The following is a 19,278-nucleotide window of genomic DNA, read 5'->3' as shown; positions in this document are numbered from 1 at the left end:
GGCCGGGGACCCTACCAGTCGGCTTTCTACCCGCTTCGGCTCACCGCGCGAACCGATAGCGTTGCCGAGATGAGCGCGACGGTTCTCGGGTTCTTGCCCTTCGCTGCGGCCGTCCGGCTTCGCTCCATCGATGTGAGCGAGCCCGTCGCTGCGGTGCGTCGTCGGTACGAGGCGGCGTTCGGCGTCGATCCGGAGGACCGCGGCGGGTGGTATCACGACGACGACTGGCGACGGATCAGCTTTGTTCTCGATCGGGTGGGCTCCGGTGAACGCTTGCTCGATGTCGGCACCGGTGCAGGTCAGTTCGTGAACGCGGTGGCACAGTCGGGTCGCTTTGCGGAGATTCACGGTGCGGATCCCCACCGATTCTCGAAGTATCTCGACCTCTTTGATGCTGTGAACGCCGTTCGGGTGGGGATCGACAAGCTGCCGTTCCCGGACGACCACTTCGATGTGGTCACCTGCATGGAGGTACTCGAACACGTGCCTGCACCTGTTCTCGAGGCCGGGATGGCCGAACTACGGCGTGTGTGCAGGGGAAAGCTCATCATGAGCGTTCCCTTCGCCGAACCGGAGCCGATCTATGAAGGTCATCAGCGGCGATTCGGCGTCAACGATGTTGCCCGTACCTTTCCCGAGGGCGAGCGGACCCTTCTCTACCGACTGATCACTCCGTGGGTCGTCGTCGAGGAGTGGACCGGGTCGTCGGGCCGCGGTGCTCCGGCCCCGCAGTCGCGACCCCGCACCTCTGCGGTGGTCGCCGCAGTTGCCGGACTGACGTCACTCGTGGTTTCCCGAGCGGTCACGGCGAGTCAACGGGTGCGCGGTCGGACGAGCCGTCAGGTCGATTCGTAGAGGTCGAGAACCTCGTCGGTCGGCCCGTCGGTGATGATCTCGCCCTTTTCCAGCCAGATGACGCGGTCACAGGATCGTCGGAGTTCACCGAGGACGTGACTGACGATGACGATCGTCCCTGCGGACTTCTTGTGGAGGTCGAAGCGGCGGGCGCTCTTTTCGCGGAACTGCCGATCGCCGACGGCGAGCGCCTCGTCGATCAGCAGAATCTCCGGCGTCACGGCCGTGGCGATGGAGAAGTGGAGCCGTGCCCGCATGCCGCTGGAGTAGGTGTCCATCGGGTAGTCGATGAACTCATCGAGCTCGCTGAACTCGATGACCTCCTTCTCGAGTTCCGGGATCTGTACCCCACGAATGCCCTGGGCCAGCAGACCGATCTGAATGTTCCGCCGGCCGGTCATTCGTGGGCGTAGGACGGCGCTCACACCCAGCAGGGTCGGCATGGAACGAACGAGAACATCGCCTCGCGTCGGTGGCAGAAGGCCCGCGATGGTGCGCAGGAGCGTGCTCTTGCCGGAACCGTTGGGTCCGATGATTCCCACGCTCTCGCCGACGGTGACATCGAGGTTGACGCCGCGGACAGCCTTGATGGTCCGTCCCGCCGACACCGAACCCCGAAGCCGGTCCCGCACCGTCGACTGGCGTCCGCGAATGAGGTACTCGACCTCGACGTTGCGGCATGCGATCGCGAGTTCGGTCATCAGCTCGCCCGGCCGTAGCCGGCCTCGCCGGCGCGGAAGAACGCGAACCCGGCGATCGGGGTGATGATGGCCCACAACACCGCGCCGAGGACCGTCCATCCATCCACGGGTGTTCCGAGAAGCCCCCAGCGCCACAAGGTCAGGTAGTCATAGAGCGGGTTCAGGGCGAAGGCCGCACGCCACCCTCCGTGATCCACGAAGCGGTCGACGGAATAGAGCACGCCCGAGAGATAGAAGAGCAGTCGAAAGACGAACGGCAGGGTGTTCTCCATGTCCGCGTACAAATGGTTCAGGCGGGCGACGAAGAAGCTTCCTCCTGCGCTGAAGAGCACTTGGAGTAGGAAGATCGGGACCAGTAGCAACCAGCGAAGGTCGGGAAAGTTGCCGAAGGCGAGGACGGTGACGAGCATCACCAAGAAGTTGGGCGCGAATCGAATGATGCTTGCCACGGCGGTCGAGATCGGAAGAACCGCCCGAGGGAATCGGATCGCTCGAACCAGGCCGATACTCGAGGAGACGGATTTGGCTCCGTTGACGATCATTCGGTTGCTGAAGAGGAAGGTGAAGACACCGATGACCAGGAACGCGATGTAGTCGTCGACGCCGCGACTTGCGTCCAGGATCACACCGAACACCAGGTAGTAGATCGCGACGGACAGCAGCGGGTTGATGATCAGCCACGCGTTGCCCAGGAGAGTGTTGGCCTGCTCGACCCGTAGCTCGTTGAGCGGTACCTGAAGGATGTAGTCCCGACGCTGCCATACTCCGCGGAGATAGAGACCCAGAGGATCGACCTGGTTCGCAGGCGAAAGTTCGGACAAATCGGCTGATAACTGCTCGGTCATAGGTTCGGTTGCCCATCGTCGGCCCGCAAGGGATACCGAGGGCGACTGGTAGTGTAAGCCAGTGCTGTTCGTCCTCAATACCGGGCGATCGGGTTCACGCTCGATCGCGAACGTACTCTCGCAACACCCCGAGTTGGTGTGTCTCCATGAACCCCTCCCGCGACTGATCGAGGAGACCGTTTCCTACCGCTACGGCGAGCTTCCCGGCGAGGATCTCGGCGAGATCCTGAAAGAGAGCAGGCCCGCCCAGATCGACGGTCGGCGCTATTGCGAGTCGGCGAATCGCCTGTCGCTGGCGGTGCCGGTGCTCGCCGAGGTATTCCCGGACGCGCAATTCATCTGGATGGTCCGCGACGGGCGCGACGTCGTTTCGTCGGGCGTGCAGCGCGGCTGGTTCGACCCGGACCGCGCCAAGGACACACCATGGGAGCGACATCGGCTTCGGGGTGACCGCCTGCACGACGTGAGCGAGGACGAGTGGGCGCAGTGGCCGCCCTTCCGTCGAGTCTGTTGGACCTGGCGGCGGACGAACGAGATCATCGGCAGCGACCTCGCCTCACTCGATCCCGATCGCGTGATGCGGCTCCGGCTCGAGGACATGGCCGACCGCATGGACGACGTCGCCGAGTTTCTCGACATCGCGCCGATGGAGTGGGTCGTGCCCCGCATGAACGCCCGAGCGAAGCGTCCTGACACCGGTCCGGAGACGGCGAACCAGGTCGACCACCGGTTCGGTCCAGAAGACTGGACCGAGGACCAGGTCGCGGCTTTTGCCGAAGAGTGCGGGAACCTCATGGACGATTGGTATCCCGGCTGGGACCGCGATGACGCAACGGCAGACGCGGACACGGGAGGGACCGAGCCGGCACCGGACCCGGCCGAGCGCCTTCAGGTCGAACTCGCAGACTTGCGTGTTCTGCGGGGGGAGTTGAACCTCCTCACCTCGCACACTCTCCGTATCGATCGACGGCTGGTCGAGTCCCGTGGCGCCAACGAAAAGCTGGCCGCCACGAATGCCTTGCTCATGGAGAAGATGGATGCCCGCCAGGAGAACACGAGGCGGGTGGAGCTCCGACTGGCCGACGAGAGCACTCGCTCGGCGATGCTGAAGAAGGAGCTCGACGCAGCGACTCGTTCACTTGCGGAGGCGAAGTCCGAGGCGGCGGCCGTTCGACGGCGTCAGCAACTTGTCGAGAACAGCACGAGTTTTCGAGTCGGGCATCGACTCGTCCGTCTTGCCACGACTCCGCAGCGACTGTCGAACGCGCTTCGCCGTCGCGGCAGGGTTCGCACGGTGGTGCCGGCGAAGTCCAGTGCGGTCGATGCACCGCCGGTGGTCACGGTGTCGCCCGAACCCGAAGTCGGGTTCGCGGATCTCGACCGACTCGAGGCCGAGACGATCGAGTCCGGGGCTCTCCGACATTTTCGGATGACCTTGCCATCGGAGGAGATTGCCGAGGACAAGGTGCGAGCGGCCATGGCGACGCTGGCACCCGAGGGCATCGGGGAGATCGTGCTGCCCGGCGACAGCGAACCGCACCGAGTGAGCTCGGTGCTCGGCCTGATCACCGATTCGGGCCGCGCCGTGAGCATCGACGCCCATGCCGGACGGCTCGTGCTCCGACTCGAAGCAGAGGGTAGCGAACCCGTGCCGGTCGCCGAGGTGGCGTTGTTGGGCGCAGCGTCGGCGACGGAAGAACTCACGCGCGTCCGGTCCGAGTTGGCGAAGGCGGAGAAGTCGCTCGCCCAGGAGCGCAAGACCACGAACGCTCGACTCGAGAAGGCGCACGACAGCACGCAGTATCGACTCGGTTCTGCGTTGTTGGACGTCGTGCAGAACCCCGCCAAGGTCGCCAAACTGCCGCGGGAACTCTGGCACCTGCAACGGCGCCGTACGAAGCCGGTACCGGTCGGGCCGAGCGAGTCTGCGTCGGTCCCACCGGCGCTCGACCTCAAGGTCGTGTCGATCCTCGATGAGTTCACGCACGATTGCTTCGCCCCGGAGTTCGAACTGACACCGCTCGATCGAACTGGCTGGCGAGCACAACTCGACGGGGCCGGTCTCGTCTTCGTCGAGTCGGCCTGGAGGGGCAACGGAGGTGCGTGGAGCTACACGCTCAACAAGTTCGAGAAGAACGGCGAGGATCTCAAGGAGATGCTCGAGGCCGCACGTTCCGCCGGCATCCCGTCGGTCTTCTGGAACAAGGAGGATCCGGTCTCCTTCGACGTGTTCCTGCCCGCCACCCGAGCGTTCGACGCGGTGCTCACCACCGATCTCGATGTCGTCGACGACTACAAGTCGGCTCTCGGCCACGACCGGGTGGCAGCGATGGCGTTTGCCGCCCAGCCTCGACTGCACAATCCCATCGGCCGTGGGCGCGACGTGGCCGGCCGCGTGTGCTTCGCGGGAAGCTGGCGAGGCGACAAGTACGCGCAGCGGGGCAGTGACTTCGACATCTTGCTGGGCCCTCCGCTCGAACGCGGCGCCCTCGACATCTACGACCGGTACGCCGGCGGTCCCGACGCCGAAAGGCTCGGTTTCCCCGATCCCTTCAGGTCAGCCGTCGTCGGAAGCCTTCCCTATTCCGAGATGGGAAACGCCTACCGCCGCTACGCCGCGTTCCTGAACGTCAACAGCGTGCAGACCTCGCCGACCATGTTCAGCCGACGAGTGTTCGAGCTTCTTGCCTGCGGCACGCCGGTGATCTCGACGCGAGCGCAGGGGATCGACGAGCTTCTCGGCGACACCGTGCTCGTCACGGAGAGCCGTGAACAAACGGGCGAGTATGTCGACTGGGTGCTGAACGAGCCGGTTGCCCGTGATCGTCACTCGCACCTCGGATATCGCCTGGTTCACCGGGAACACAGCTATGAGCAGCGCGTGGACGCGATGCTGTCGATGATCGGCACCCCGGCCAGTCGGCCTCGACGCCGCGTCTCGGTCATCTGCGTCAGCAATCGGCCTGAGATGCTCGATCACGCGCTCGACAGCTACCTTCGCCAGACCTACACGGACACCGAGTTCGTCTTCGTGGCGAACTCGGCGTCGTTCGACGAGAGCGTGCTCGCGTCGGTCGAGTCTCGCGTGCCCGGAGCCAAGGTCCTGCGCATCGATGAAGCAGCCACGCTGGGCGATTGTCTCAACGAGGCGCTCGGTGTGGCGACGGGTGAGTACTTCGCAAAGTTCGACGATGACGATCACTACGGCGACGAGTACCTCGCCGACGTGATGATGACGTTCCCCTACACGGGCGCTGCGGTCGCCGGCAAGCAGTGCTACTACGCCTACCTCGAGGGGCAGGATCGGACGGTGCTCCGGTTCCCGGGCCGAGAGTTCCGGGACGCCCCGAGGGTTGTCGGCGGCACGATCGTTGCCGACCGCTCCCAGGTCGGCGACATCGCGTTCGAGGCGGTTCCTCAGGGCACTGATTCACGGTTCTTGAACGCCGTTCGCGCTCGGGGACTCACCGTCTTCAGCGCCGATCGATTCAACTTCTGCCAGGTTCGACACGCGAACGTCGCGTCGCACACCTGGGCGATCGAAGACGACGAGTTCCTGAAGGCGTGCGCACCGGTCGGCGCCGGCTTCCGCGAGGACGAGATCTTCCTCTAGGGATGCCCGCCGGGTTGGTCAGAGGAGCCACGCGCTGATGTCCTCGAGCAGTGACATCGTGAACGTCCGCGTCAGGTGATGGGAATCGCGGTACGTGATGATGCCGTCGTCGGTGACGACAGCACAGGGGTCGTCGGGACACGTCAGGGGAACCGGGTCGACGATGCGGACCCCGAACGCGTCGGCGATCGGTCGCTCGACCTCGAGGAGCGCCAGATCCCGGATCGCGGGCTGGAGCGGGAACGAGCATTCGGTGAGGTCCGCCGGGCGTTCCGAGAGGCACTCGGGGGGAGAGAATCCCGGCCAGGGGGTGTCAGCGAGCAGCACGACGTCATCGGCGAGCGATGTGAAGGTCTCCGCAGTGCGAGAGAACGCCTGATGCCAGTGCTCGGGTGACTCCTCGACCGCAAGGACGTCGCCGCCGTTCATGATCTGGTTCCGGTAGCCGGCCGCGCGGGCGAGGACGACGAGGTCGACATGGCCGATCTCAGCTACCTGATCCGTGACCGCCTCTCGCCATTCGTCACACTCCCGATACGGGCGCTCCTGGGAGTCGAGATAGATGGACGCGTCGATGATCGAGCAGCCCGACTTCGTCCAGGCATGGACCCGCCAACCCTCCTCACGGCCGATTTCGTCGATCGCATCCACCCACTGTCGCGCGTGACTGTCACCGAGGATCACGATGGTGCGCTCACCCTCAGTGTCACCGAAGACACAACCGTCGGCGGGCGTCGTGTCCGCGATGTCGGCATGGCAACTGTCGCTCGCCAGAGTGTCGTCGTCGAGGGCTTCCGCGGGCGTCTGGACCAGTTCGATGGCACCGCTCTCGGATGCAACGATCACGGGGCCATCACCACGGTCGACGCTGGAGATGAGCAGGGCACCGAACAACAGGGGCGCCACGGTGAGGGCAGCCCCCATCGCGAAGTTCGGCGCTGATCGATCGCGGAGCAGGTGGGCGTGACGGACCGGGTTCTCGATCGCGTGATGGAGAACGAAGGCGATCCCGAACGAAGCGGCCACGGCGAATGCAGTCGTGGCCCCGACTCCGAGCCCCCAGTCGAATCGTTCGCGCGCCAAGAGGAGAAGGCCGATCGAGGGCCAGTGAACCAGGTACCACGCGTACGAGAGCCGACCGATGAGTCGGAGTGGGGCGGTCGCCAAGACCCGAGCGACGGAGCCGCCACCCTGGGATCCTGCAACGAGGACGGCCACACACCCGACGACCGGGAGCAGTGCCATCGAGCCGGGGAACGGCGTCGACTCGTCGAACGTCATCGCGGCATAGGCGATGAGGACGAGGCCGCCGACGCCGAGTGCCTCGACTCCCCACCGCGAAAGGGTTGGGAGCTTGTGCATCGTCAGCGCCATCCCGGCGCCCATGGCCATCTCCCAGAGACGGGTGTGGGTCAAGTAGTAGGCCCCCACGCCTTCGTTGTTGGTGATGACGACGGAGAAGGCGAACGACGCCACCCCGAGCGTGCCGAGCAGGACACCGAGTACCCGTCGGGTCGGTTGCTTCAGAAGTCGAGCAACACCGAGGCCGGCGATGATCAGCAGGGGCCAGAGAACGTAGAACTGCTCCTCGATGGCCAGCGACCAGAAGTGGACGAGCAGGCTGTCGGTGACTTCGGTGTCGGAGTAGGCGGTGGCCTTTGAGGCATAGCGCCAGTTGGCGACATAGAGCGAGGCAGCCCGCGCGTCGTCGACGAGGCTCTCACGGGCGACCGGTGGAAGTAGCCACATGCCACCGGCGAGCGTCGCGATGATCGTGAAGAATGACAGCGGAAGGAGGCGTCGGATTCGTCGGGCATAGAACTCACGCATCGAGACGCGCCCGGAGCGCTCGATCTCACGAACGAGCAGTCCCGTGATGAGGAATCCCGAGATCACGAAGAAGACATCGACACCGACATAGCCGCCGGCAACGCGGGAGACCCCTGCGTGAAAGAGCACGACGGCGATGATCGAGAGTGCCCGCAGACCATCGATGTCGCCGCGGTAACCGGCACTTGCAGGTCTGGGCACGGTGTGCTGCGTCGACGACATCCCGGAGAGAGTACCGGCGTGAGGAACCCTCTCAGGGGCGCGAGTCCGCTGACGGGCTTCTCCACGAACGGGTGCGTGCGACGCAGCGGCGGTCGAGTGGATGGTGGCCGAGGGCTTGACGACGGGGACGTCGCCGTCGTCGGCGCGGTGGTCGGCCTGCTCGCCGAGTACGCCCACCGTGCGTTCAGTACCTACGCCGTCGTTCGGTTCCCCGGCCCCTCTAATTAGGCTCGCCGGATGCACATGGTCCTCGTCGCCGGCGCGCGACCCAACTTCATGAAGGTCGCCCCGGTGTTGTGGGCCGCAGAACAGCGCGGCATCGAGGTCACGCTGGTTCACAGCGGTCAGCACTACGACCACAAGATGAGCGACGTCTTCTTCGACGATCTGGGGATTCGGCCCCCCGACATCAATCTCGGCGTCGGCTCGGGCACGCAGGCTGAGCAGACTGCGGGCGTGATGGTCGCGTTCGAGAAGGTCATCGCGGACCGTGACGTCGACATCCTCACCGTGGTCGGCGATGTCAACAGCACCGTTGCCTGCAGCCTTGTGGCTGCAAAGTTCGGCGTCCACGTGGCCCATGTCGAAGCCGGCCTCCGCAGCCGCGACTGGGGGATGCCCGAGGAAATCAATCGGGTCGTCACCGACCGGTTGAGCGACTTCCTCTTCGCGCCATCACCCGACGGTGTGGACAACCTCCGCGCCGAGGGCTACCGGGAGGACCAGATCCATCTCGTCGGCAACGTGATGGTCGACACGTTGCTCGCCAATCTCGACAGGGCCCGCGAGCGCGGAATCACCTCAGAGATCGGGGTCGAGCCCGGGGCCTACGGGCTGGTGACGATGCATCGTCCATCCAACGTCGATCACGCCGAGGTGTTCGGGCCGATCGTCGACGCGCTCAACACGGTGGCGGCCGATCTGCCGTTGGTCTTCCCTCTGCACCCGCGTACCAGGCCGATGCTCGAACGATTCTTGCTCCACCCGCAGATCCGGCTCATCGAGCCGGCCGGCTATCTGGATTTCATCGCGCTCCAAGCTGAAGCTCGACTCGTTCTCACCGACTCGGGCGGCGTGCAGGAGGAAACCACGATGCTCGGCGTTCCCTGCCTCACGCTTCGGGAGAACACGGAACGTCCGATCACCGTCACGGACGGGTCGAACCGCGTCGTGGGCACCGATCCGGACATGATCGTCGCGGCGGCGGCCGAGGCGCTCGCCTTCGACGGCGAGTACTCCCGTCCCGAACTCTGGGACGGAGCGGCGGCTGAACGCATCATCGACGTCTTGCTGGCCGAACCCCTGGCCGATCGCTCACGACCCACCGACCTCGTCCCGACGGCCTGAGTCAGGCGCAGTCGATGACCTCGAAGGCCGGGTACGGGAGCCCGGTCTCGGTCCAGCACGGGAGCACGGCGGCATCGTCGGTCAGCGTGGCCCAGGCGCTCACGAGGGGCAGTCCGCATGCCGCCGCGGTCGACTGGTCGAGTTCGAAGACCAAGGCCTCGAACTCATCGAGACTCGGTGGATCGGCCGCCGCAGCGATGAAGGCCGCGACCTGGTTGCGAATGTCGATGCTGAGCGATGCCGTGGAGGCGGGGAGCCGTTCGAGATCCGCGCTCGCCGCCGCGTCGGTCCGGAAGAGCGTGGCCAGGTCGGCGCATTCGGGCGCAGGGTTGAGGGCCACGATGTCGGGAGCATCGGGATCGATTGTGGCGCTCCGATCGATCTCGATCGTTCGAGGATCGCCGGCGGTGGACCATCGATCGTCGACCGCCTGGACGACCTTGCCGGTCACACAGTCGACGGCGAGATGATCGCCGTCGTCGCTCCAACACGGAAGAAACGTGGGCCGTCCCTCCATCGTGCAGCGGGTCTCCGCCGCCGGCGCGACGTACGCCGCAATCGGGATCTCCATCTCGAAGTGGCACTCGGGGAAGCCGGAGGTCGCGTAGAGCGCGCTGAACGCGGGGATACCGCACGCCGTTGCCGTGGCATCGTCGATGGCGCGGCCCGCCGTCAGCAGCAGGTCGTGGCGGAGGACGGCGACTTCGCCGTTCGACAGGAGCTCACCGCTCGACGTCGTGGTTGCGGTACCGAGATCACCGATGTCGCTCAGCAGCGGGAGCGCCGACGTGGCCCCGGTCGTGGCGGCGATACGGGCGAGCGCGGCAAGGGTTCCGTCGAGCTCGGTCTCGTCCGCGTGGGAACCAGTGGCCAGTTCCCGGATGTCGTCGCACACGCCGACCGGCTCGGCGGTCTCCTCGGGTGGCGGGGTGAGGCGTTCGACCGACCACTCATCCGGTGGTTCGGGCGCGGCACAGGCCGCGCCGAGTAGCACGAGCACGAGCCAGATCCGGGACTTCATGGATGTCCAATCGGCCGATTCCGTCCGCTCTGTAGTGATGCGAGCGTCTATCGTGAACGGATGAACGACGAGATCTTCGCCGGCGCCGAGGCGCTCACCTTCGATGACTTGCTCGTGGTCCCTGGTTGGAGCGAGGTGTTGCCCTCCGAGGTCGACACCACCACCTCTCTGGCCGGGATCGAACTGCGGGTCCCGCTCATGTCCGCCGCGATGGACACGGTGACCGAGGCGCCACTCGCGATCGCCATCGCGCGCGCCGGGGGACTCGGCGTGCTGCACCGCAACTTCTCGATCGAGGAGCAGTCCGACGAGGTGGATCGGGTCAAGCGGGCCCAGGCCGGCATGATCTCGTCGCCGATCAGCCTGCCGCCCACCGCCACCCTCGACGACGCCGAACGACTCATGGGCCGCCACAAGATCAGCGGCGTGCCGATCTGTGATGCCGACGGGCGTCTGGTCGGCATTCTCACCAATCGCGACATCCGGTTCTGCACGACGGACGAATACGCCAAACCGGTCACCGAGTTCATGACGGCGGCACCGCTGGTCACGGCGCCGGTGGGCACCGAGCTCGAGGCGGCGGTGGCGATCCTGCACCGTCACCGCATCGAGAAGCTGCCGTTGGTCGACGACGAGGGGCGACTCGCCGGTCTCATCACGGTGAAGGACATCACCAAGCGAATCGAGAATCCCGACAGCACGCTCGATGCCGACGGTCGGCTCCGGGTGGCCGCGGCCATCGGCGTCTCCGACACCGCGGAGCGCACCGAGGCGCTCGAGGCCGCCGGGGTCGACATGCTCGTGATCGACACCGCCCACGGTCACACCCAGGGTGTGGTCGACGCGGTGCGGACCATCAAGAAGGGCTGGCCCGATCTCCCGGTCGTCGGCGGCAACGTGGTCACCCGGGAAGGTGTCGAGGCGCTGGTCGAGGCGGGCGCCGATGTGATCAAGATCGGGGTGGGGGCGGGCAGCATCTGCACCACCCGCATCGTGGCCGGGGCCGGAATGCCCCAGATGAGCGCCATCAACGAGTGCGCCAAGGCAGCCCGAGAGCTCGGGGTGCCGATCATCGCCGACGGTGGCGTGGTCACCTCGGGCGACATCGTCAAGGCGTTCGTGGCCGGTGCCGACTGCGTCATGCTCGGCAACCTGCTGGCCGGCGTCGACGAGGCCCCCGGCGATCTCGAACTGGTCGACGGCGCGATGTGGAAGACCTATCGCGGCATGGGGTCCGCCGGCGCCATGCGGGGCCGAGCATCCGATCGCTACGGCACGGGTCAGGCGCCGGGCAAGCACGTGGCCGAGGGCGTCGAAGCCCGCGTGCGCTATGCCGGACCGATGGCCGAGCTGATCGCCCAGGTCATGGGCGGGCTCCGTTCGGGCATGGGCTACGCCGGAGCGGCCGATCTCGACGATCTGCGCCGGCGCACCCGCCTGGTGCGCATCACCGGCGCGGGCCTGCGGGAGAGCCACCCCCACGATGTCGCGGTGTTGCGCGACGAGTAACGGCGGCGCCGCGAAGCGCGCCGCTCAGAGACGGTCGACGTTGGCGCCGCGGAGCTTTCCGCGGGTGTCGAGGATCGACGTGGCGGAGTCGAAGTCGGCCTCGTCCATCACGGCGCTGTGGGCCTGGAGCAGGATCACCAGATCGGCGTCCTTCATCGCCGCGGCGAGGTCGGTCGCCTGGGTGACGGCGTGCTCGCCGACGATGAACCTGGACACGTGCGGGTCGTAGAACGAGAGGTCGGCGCCGAGCTCGAGAAGACGGGCGGCGAGGGGACGAGCGGGGGTCTCGCGCTCGTCGGAGATGTCGGCCTTGTAGGTCACACCGAGCAGAAGGATCTTGGCCCCGTTGACCGACAGTCGTTGCTCGTTCAGCAGTGACTGGGCCCGTGTCGCCACATAGGCGGGCATGCGGGAGGACACGTCCTGGGCCAGCTCGACGAAGCGGAACTGGTAGCCGAGCGAGCGCACGGCGTAGGACAGATAGTTCGGGTCGATCGGGATGCAGTGGCCACCGACACCGGGGCCGGGATAGAAGGCCTGGAAACCGAACGGCTTGGTCTTCGCCGCGTCGATGACCGACCAGAGGTCGATGTCGAGCTCGTGGGCGAAGATGGCCATCTCGTTCATCAGCGCGATGTTGACGTGGCGATAGGTGTTCTCGAGCAGCTTCGCCATCTCGGCCTCACGGGTGCCGACGGTGCGGACGACCTCGTCGACGATGCGCCCGTAGAACGCGGCGGCGACCTCGGTGTCGGCCGGGGTGTAGCCACCGACCACCTTTGGCGTGTTGCGGAGGCCGAACTGCGGGTTGCCCGGGTCGATCCGCTCGGGTGAGAAGGCCAGGTGGAAGTCGACGCCGGCCGTGAGCCCGCTGAGTTCCTCGAGGATGGGGCGGACGATGTCGTTGGTGGTGCCCGGATAGGTGGTCGACTCGAGCACGACCAGGGTGCCGGCGGTGAGGTTGCGGCCGATGTCGCCCGTCGCACCCTCGATGGCACGAAGGTCGGGGGTGCCGTCGTCGCTCAGCGGCGTCGGCACGCAGATCACGATCGCGTCGGCCTCCGCGAGGCTCGTCGGGTCGGTGGTCGCGCGAAAGCCGGCGGCCCGCATCTCGTCGATGTCGGCGTCGCTCAGGTCGTCGATGTGTGATGTGCCGCTGTTGAGACCGTCCACGGCCTCGGCCGACACGTCGTAGCCCACGACCGTGAGCCCGGACCGGGTGGCCTCCTGGGCCAACGGGAGACCCACGTAGCCGAGGCCCACCACAACTAGATCGACGTTCATTCGCACTCCCTGGATTCGACCCTCACCCATTCGGTTCGAGCAGTTCAAACAATAGGGCTCGCGGGAAAGTTCTCCTGCCGACGGCCCTACGTTGGTGGCATGAATCGTCTGGCAAGAACGGCCGCTCGGGCGACGAGCCGACTACCGAAGCGGGCGTTGCGTCGCATCGCCGGTGATCCGCCGGAGATCGACGGCAATGTCCTCGACCTCCAGATGCACGTCTTCGCTGCCGCGGCGGCCCGGCAGCAGGGCGACGAGTCGCCGACGGTCGAATCCATCCGCTCGGCCTTCGACGACCTGGTCTCGATCGTCGCCCCCGATCCGGTGGCGTCGGTGTCGATCCACGACCGGACCATCCCCGGTCCGGGCGGCGACCTCCCGGTGCGCATCTACCATCCGCCGTCCACGCACGGCGCGGCCCCCGCACTGCTCTGGTTCCATCAGGGTGGCTACGTGATCGGCGGGCTCGACACCGATCATTCGCTGTGTGCCACCCTCGCCGATCGGTGTGGGGCGGTGGTGATCTCGGTCGCCTACCGACGTGCGCCCGAACACCCGTTCCCGGCGTTCGTCGACGACGGTGTCGCAGCCCATCGGTGGGTCGTCGAACAGGCGGATGGCCTCGGCATCGATCCCGGCCGTGTGGCGGTGGCGGGCACGTCGGCCGGCGCGATGCTCGCGGCGGTCATCTGCCAGCAGGCACGAGTCCGAGGGTCCACACAACCGGTCGCGCAGGTCCTCGTGTATCCGTGGATCGACATCACCGCCACGGGCGGCAGTCGAGACAGTTGTGCCGAGACGTTCCCGCTGTCGAGGGCCACCCTGGACTTCTTCGCGGCGCTGGCGCTGCCCGATCCGTCGGCGGCCCATGATGTGCGGGCCAGCCCGGGGCTCACCGAGGAGTTGTGGGGGCTGGCCCCGGCCCTGGTGGTCACCGCCGGCTTCGACCCCCTGCGGGATGAAGGGCGTCGGTACGCGGCGGCGTTGGCGAAAGCCGGTGTGCCGGTGACGGCACGCACCGAGTCGTCGTTGACCCACTCCTTCACGTTGTTCGGTGGTGTCAGCAGGGAAGCGGGCGCCGCGATCGATCGGCTGGCCGACGACGTGGCCACCCTGCTCGGTATCGACTGACGTGCCCGAGGGCGACACGCTCCACAACACCGCACTGCGGCTACGGCCGGCGTTGGTCGGTCGGCGTCTCGCCACCGTCTCGTTTCCCCGACTTCGGGGCGTCGACCGGGTGAAGGCCGGCGACCTGGTCACGCGGATCGAGAGCCGTGGGAAGTACCTCGAGATCGAGGTCGACCGCGGTCTCGTCGTCCGCTCCCACCTGCAGATGACCGGGAGTTGGGACCTCTATCGGCGCGGCGACCGTTGGCGGAAGCCCCGGCACCTGGCTCGCGCCGTGCTGGAGACCGATGCGGCCGCCGCCGTCTGCTTCTCGGCGCCGGTGGTCGAGATCGGCCGGCCGGGCGACGGGCGGCTCGATCACCTCGGTCCCGACCTGTGTGTGGCACCGGTCGACATCGACGAGATCCTTCGCCGGGTCGCCGCGTGGGCCGACCCGCGAGCCGAGATCGCCGAGGTGTTGCTCGAGCAGCGACTCGCCGCGGGGATCGGCAACGTCTACAAGTGCGAGACGCTGTTCGCCTGCGGCGTCGACCCTTTCCTGCCCTTGGCCGATGTGGCCCCGGCGATGCAACGATCGCTCTACGAGACGGCCGCCGCGCAGCTCCAGGCCAACCTCGGCCGAGGTCGACGGGCGACGTTCGGCGACGGACTGGCCGTCTACGGTCGCGATCGACAGGGGTGTCGCGTGTGCGGTGCGGGTATCAGCTCGCGGATTCAGGGCGGGCAGGGCCGCCGAACCTGGTGGTGCCCGCGTTGCCAGCCGTCGCTCGGTTGATGGCCTCGGCTCCGTGCACGTAGCGATGCAGCTTGGCGACCGCGAAGCCGGCGTGGAGGTTGACGAGGTGGGTGGTCACCGCATGATCGGCGGCGATCTCGGCCGAGCGATGTCCCTCGCCGAGGCGAGCCAGCACCTCGCGCTCGGTCGGTGTGAGCGTGGGTGGCGGATGGATCGGGTCGGCAGATCGCCGGGCCCAGGCGTCGACGTCGTGCAGCAGCCGTGTCGCGGCTCGTGCCGAGAGCACCGCTTCGCCCCGGACGACCTCGTGGAGGGTCTGAACGACGTGTGCATCGGTGTCGTCGAGCAGCACGACGCCGACGGCGCCGGCGACGATGGTGGTGTAGGCCCGTTCGTCGTCGCGGGGGGTGGCAGCGACGACCCTGGTCGCCGGGGCCCACTCCCGCACGCGGCGACAGACGGCGCGAGCATCCCGGTCGTCGATGCGAACATCGAGCAGCAGCACGTCGGGAATCTCGGTGAGCACACAGGCGACCGCCTCGTTGCCCGTGGGGACGTGGCCGACCACCACCAGATCACCGACAGGAACGCGAAGGGCATCGGGACGGTCGGAGTCGCCGGCCACGAGGACCGTCAGCTCGTCGTTGCTCGTCGGGTCGCGGGTCATCTGGTGATCTGTCGGCACTCCCGTGGGAAAAACTGAGCCCGAACTGGGCCGAATGGCCCAGCCCTGTGAGATCGCGTCAGCCCTGTGAGATGGCTTCGAGCACCTTGAGCCGGGCGGCGCGACGGGCCGGCACGATGGCGGCGGCGATGCCGGCCACCGCGGCGATGGCCAGGTACTGCAGCAGGCTCACGACCGGCACGTCCAGCGTGCTGATGAACGTGTCGGGAATGACGACGACGGCAGCCGAGCCGAAGACGGTGCCGAGCGCCACGCCGAGCACACCGCCGAACACGGCGATGATGGCGCCTTCGAACAGGACCATCCGCATCATCTGTTGCGAGGTCATGCCGACGGCCCGCACGAGACCGAGCTCCCGCGTTCTTTCGAAGACCGACAGGGCGAGTGTGATCGCGATGCCCAGCAAGGCGATGATGATCGCCACGAGCAAGAGCGCGTTGAACACCAGGAGGACGGAGTCGATCTGGCCTTCCTGGCGATCCTGGAACTCCTGACGGGTGTCGACGTTGACCTGTGTGTACTTCCCGGTGACCGATTCGATGGCCGCGCGGGCGTCGTCCTCGGACACGCCATCGGTGATGATGACCGACGCGAACTGGTCGACACCGAGATCGAAGTGTTCGTTCCACAGCTCGAGGTCGATGATGCGGTTTCCGTAGATGCTGGAGTCGGTGAAGATGCCGGACACGGTGACGGTCTCGGACTCGCCGTCGTTGAAGTCGATGGCGAACTCCGACCCGAGGGAGAAGCCGTTGTCGTCGGCGAAGTCCTCGTGGACCCAGATCGCGTTGCGGTCGGGGATGGACTCGTCGTACTCCACGAGGTCGGGGTCGATGTGGTCGAGCGACGGGCCGAGGCTCGTGGCCGAACTGTCACGGACGAGGCCGTCGAACCCGGTGCGGTACGCCTCGAGGCTGAACTGGTAGCTGAGCACGCTCTCGGTTTCGGGCAAGGCCCGTAGCTCCTCGGAGAGATCGGAGCTGAAGCCCGAGGAGGGCGCCTGCTGGTTGGCCGGCGAGATGAACCAGTCGGAGGTCACCGACGTCTCGAGGATGTCGGCGAAGGTCGCCTTGAACGACGAGGTGACGACGGTGGCGGTGCTGACGAGGGCCAGGCCGATCATCAACGCGGCTGCCGCCGACGCCGTGCGCTGCGGACTGCGTCCAGCGTTCTCGCGGGCCATACGCGCGTTCGACTTCATGGCGGACGGGACGAATCGACGCAGCACCCAGGCGACACCGAAGACGACGACGCCGGCGGCGAGGAGCGCGGACTGGTCCCATTCGCCGGTGAGTAGACCGACGCTGCCGAGCAGGACGAGCACGATCCCCGCGGCACCCACCGTGAAGATCCCGAGACCGGTGAGCACCTGCGTCCATCGCCAACCCATGATGAAGGAGGCATCGATGGCTCGCAGACCCACGGCGAGGATCGCCATCGAGAGGGCCAGTGGGATGAACGCGCCGAAGAACCCGAGCACACCGGCGAGGTCGAAGTCGGTGACGACGTCCCAGAGCGAGATGACGATCAGGGCGAACGAGCCGAGCGTGGCGGCGGCCCCGAGGAGCGTGGTGACGATCCCGCCGATGCCCAGCAGCATGGCGAGCGGCCAGCGGCCGAGAAGGTGACTCACCGGTCGGGCCAACGCCGGACTGATGCTGTTGATACCGAGGAACAATGTGATCGCGGCGACACCGAGAAGTGACAGCAGCGCGACCACGTCGAGGTCGGCGAGCACCGCCACGAGCAGCAGCACGATGCCGAGGGCGAGGGTGCTGTAGCGACCGAGGGTGGGGCTGAGCCGCCGAATGCCGAAGGTGCTGGCGAAGGCACCGATGAGCCCGAGCGAGAGGATCGACCCGACCTCGCCCGACGCGACGGCCAGCACGATGAGCGCCCATCCGGCGAGGGTGACGATGCCGCCGAGCGGGAGGTTGACGGCCGGGAGCCGCTTCGAGAGTCGGGCATCCTCGCGCAACGCGGCCATCGGACTGACGTGGCGGGCCCTCAGGGCCGGTGCGGTTGCGCTGGCCATGGTGACGAGGATGCCGACGACGGCTCCCCAGATGAAGGTGGCCGGCTTGAGCACGAGCTCGTTGCCCTCGGGACCGAAGTCGACCTGCTGGAGGAGGAAGCGCAGGAGCCAGCCGAAACCGATGCCCAACGCGGTGCCCACCACCATCGCGAACACGCCGACCAGGAAGGCCTCACCGAGGAGCGCACCGGTGACCTGACGCCCGGTGGCGCCGATGGCCCGGAGCAGACCGAGTTCGCGGATGCGCTGGCTGATCAGGATCGAGAAGACGTTGAAGATGACGAACGCCGACACGATGAGGATGATGAAGGCGAAGACGAGGAGGATGGTCTGGAAGATGCCGATGAACTCGTCGAACTGTTCTGCCTGCTCGGCGGCGAGATCCTCGCCGCTGATGATCTCGTAGTCGGGGCCGATCGCGTCGCTGATCGTGCGGGTCGCTTCGGCGCGGTCGACGCCGTCGGCGAGCACGACGGTGATGTCGTTGTAGCCGGTGCCCTGGTTGAGGATCTCGAGGGCCCAGTCGAGATCGAACGCGGCGAGCTTCGCGCCGGCCAGGGCGCTGCCGTCCTCCTGCGCGAAGTTGTAGGTGCCGACGAGTTCGACGTCGTCATAGACCCCGGTGGGTGTCTCGATCGTGTAGCTGTCGCCGATGGTGAAGTTGCCGTCGGCGAACGAGTCGGCGTCGAACGCGAACTCGGCGGGCGCGTCCGGCGGACGCCCGTCGACGAGGAACAGGCGCGGATTCGGCGTCTCGGCCTCCCAGTTGAACCCGATGTTGGGGCCGTTGTTCCCCTGCTGGGCCTCGCCGTCGGCGTCGATCACCGTGGTGTTGCCGAGATCGATGATGCGGGGCTGGACGGCGGCGACCTCGGGAAGGGACCGCATGGTGTCGGCCACTGCGACATCGATGACCGGGCGGGCGAAGTCGCCACCGAAGTCGACCTCGGTGCGGACGGCGAGATCGACGTTGCCCTCGATGTCGCCGGCGAGATCGGAGAAGGTCTCGCGGAGGCCGTCGGTGAACACGAAGATGCCCACCACGAACATGACGCCGGCGGTGACCGCCGAACACGTCAGCAGGAACCGGAACGGCTTGCCGGTGACGTTGCGGCGGATCAGCTTCCAGATCATCGGCGCAGCTGCTTCATCTGGTCGATCACCTTCTCGGCGTCGGGATCGAGCAGTTCACCGACGACCTTGCCGTCGGCGAGGAAGATGACCCGGTCGGCGTAGGCCGCGGCGACGGGATCGTGGGTGACCATCACGATCGTCTGGCCGAGGGTGTCGACCGCCTTCTTCATGAAGTCGAGGATCTCCGTGCCGGTCGTGGAGTCGAGGTTGCCGGTGGGTTCGTCGGCGAAGATGATCTCGGGCCGGCTGGCGAGGGCGCGGCTGACGGCGACGCGTTGTTGTTGACCGCCGGACAGTTCGTTCGGGCGGTGTGAGGTGCGGTCGGCGAGC

General features: G+C 66.8%; 14 protein-coding genes. 6 read left to right on the top strand and 8 right to left on the bottom strand.

Features of this window, described 5'->3' with window-relative positions:
• The first annotated feature begins 69 nt into the window (after positions 1 to 69).
• Positions 70 to 855, top strand: coding sequence for a class I SAM-dependent methyltransferase (locus RIB98_18280; protein MEQ8842929.1), 786 nt, complete (start codon positions 70 to 72; stop codon positions 853 to 855).
• Here RIB98_18280 and RIB98_18275 read toward each other — a convergent pair.
• Together RIB98_18275 and RIB98_18270 are read right to left on the bottom strand one after the other, a co-directional pair.
• Positions 840 to 1,556 carry an ATP-binding cassette domain-containing protein gene (locus RIB98_18275; GenBank protein ID MEQ8842928.1) on the bottom strand — a complete coding sequence of 239 codons (717 nt, stop codon included), beginning with the start codon at positions 1,554 to 1,556 and terminating at the stop codon, positions 840 to 842. The two genes, RIB98_18280 and RIB98_18275, sit on opposite strands and share 16 nt — an antisense overlap.
• Complete coding sequence (locus RIB98_18270) at positions 1,556 to 2,377, bottom strand: ABC transporter permease (GenBank protein ID MEQ8842927.1); 822 nt, start codon at positions 2,375 to 2,377, stop codon at positions 1,556 to 1,558. The genes RIB98_18275 and RIB98_18270 overlap by 1 nt, the downstream gene beginning before the upstream one ends.
• An 85-nt stretch (positions 2,378 to 2,462) precedes the next feature.
• Here RIB98_18270 and RIB98_18265 point away from each other — a divergent pair, with 85 nt between their 5' ends.
• Complete coding sequence (locus RIB98_18265; protein ID MEQ8842926.1) at positions 2,463 to 6,014, top strand: glycosyltransferase; 3,552 nt, start codon at positions 2,463 to 2,465, stop codon at positions 6,012 to 6,014.
• 18 nt (positions 6,015 to 6,032) lie between these two features.
• Here RIB98_18265 and RIB98_18260 read toward each other — a convergent pair whose 3' ends face one another.
• Entirely contained in the window at positions 6,033 to 8,066 is a 2,034-nt protein-coding gene (locus RIB98_18260) for an acyltransferase family protein (protein MEQ8842925.1), read from the bottom strand.
• 237 nt (positions 8,067 to 8,303) lie between these two features.
• On the opposite strand from RIB98_18260, the gene wecB reads away from it, so the two are divergent.
• The gene (wecB, locus tag RIB98_18255; protein ID MEQ8842924.1) at positions 8,304 to 9,413 is read left to right on the top strand and encodes a UDP-N-acetylglucosamine 2-epimerase (non-hydrolyzing); all 1,110 of its coding nucleotides are present in this window, start codon (positions 8,304 to 8,306) and stop codon (positions 9,411 to 9,413) included.
• A 1-nt stretch (position 9,414) separates the two neighbouring features.
• Here the strand turns inward: wecB and RIB98_18250 are convergent, their stop codons facing one another.
• Positions 9,415 to 10,434, bottom strand: coding sequence for a hypothetical protein (locus RIB98_18250; GenBank protein ID MEQ8842923.1), 1,020 nt, complete (start codon positions 10,432 to 10,434; stop codon positions 9,415 to 9,417).
• A gap of 60 nt (positions 10,435 to 10,494) precedes the next feature.
• On the opposite strand from RIB98_18250, the gene guaB reads away from it, so the two are divergent.
• Positions 10,495 to 11,943: an IMP dehydrogenase gene (gene guaB / locus RIB98_18245; GenBank protein ID MEQ8842922.1), complete on the top strand. Its 1,449-nt coding sequence runs from the start codon at positions 10,495 to 10,497 to the stop codon at positions 11,941 to 11,943.
• 24 nt (positions 11,944 to 11,967) lie between these two features.
• On the opposite strand, the gene RIB98_18240 is transcribed toward guaB, so the two are convergent.
• A complete protein-coding gene (locus tag RIB98_18240) occupies positions 11,968 to 13,227 on the bottom strand; it encodes a nucleotide sugar dehydrogenase (GenBank protein ID MEQ8842921.1) in 1,260 nt (419 codons plus the stop codon).
• 99 nt (positions 13,228 to 13,326) lie between these two features.
• Here RIB98_18240 and RIB98_18235 point away from each other — a divergent pair, with 99 nt between their 5' ends.
• Both RIB98_18235 and RIB98_18230 read left to right on the top strand, forming a co-directional pair.
• Positions 13,327 to 14,358, top strand: coding sequence for an alpha/beta hydrolase (locus RIB98_18235; protein MEQ8842920.1), 1,032 nt, complete (start codon positions 13,327 to 13,329; stop codon positions 14,356 to 14,358).
• Between the two features lies 1 nt (position 14,359).
• The gene (locus RIB98_18230; GenBank protein ID MEQ8842919.1) at positions 14,360 to 15,133 is read left to right on the top strand and encodes a DNA-formamidopyrimidine glycosylase family protein; all 774 of its coding nucleotides are present in this window, start codon (positions 14,360 to 14,362) and stop codon (positions 15,131 to 15,133) included.
• Here the strand turns inward: RIB98_18230 and RIB98_18225 are convergent.
• The 3 genes from RIB98_18225 to RIB98_18215 all read right to left on the bottom strand — a co-directional run.
• On the bottom strand, positions 15,060 to 15,761 hold the full coding sequence (locus tag RIB98_18225; protein MEQ8842918.1) for a response regulator transcription factor: 702 nt from the start codon (positions 15,759 to 15,761) through the stop codon (positions 15,060 to 15,062). The genes RIB98_18230 and RIB98_18225 overlap by 74 nt on opposite strands.
• A gap of 76 nt (positions 15,762 to 15,837) precedes the next feature.
• Positions 15,838 to 18,948 carry an FtsX-like permease family protein gene (locus RIB98_18220; GenBank protein MEQ8842917.1) on the bottom strand — a complete coding sequence of 1,037 codons (3,111 nt, stop codon included), beginning with the start codon at positions 18,946 to 18,948 and terminating at the stop codon, positions 15,838 to 15,840.
• Positions 18,945 to 19,278: ATP-binding cassette domain-containing protein (locus RIB98_18215; GenBank protein MEQ8842916.1), on the bottom strand; the 334-nt coding region annotated here is incomplete at its 5' end. The genes RIB98_18220 and RIB98_18215, both read right to left, overlap by 4 nt.

It is taken from the genome of Acidimicrobiales bacterium (genome assembly GCA_040219515.1).
Classification (GTDB): Bacteria; Actinomycetota; Acidimicrobiia; order Acidimicrobiales; family Aldehydirespiratoraceae; genus JAJRXC01.
Note: the sequence above shows the minus strand (reverse complement) of the source record. Positions and strands in the feature narration are given on the sequence as shown.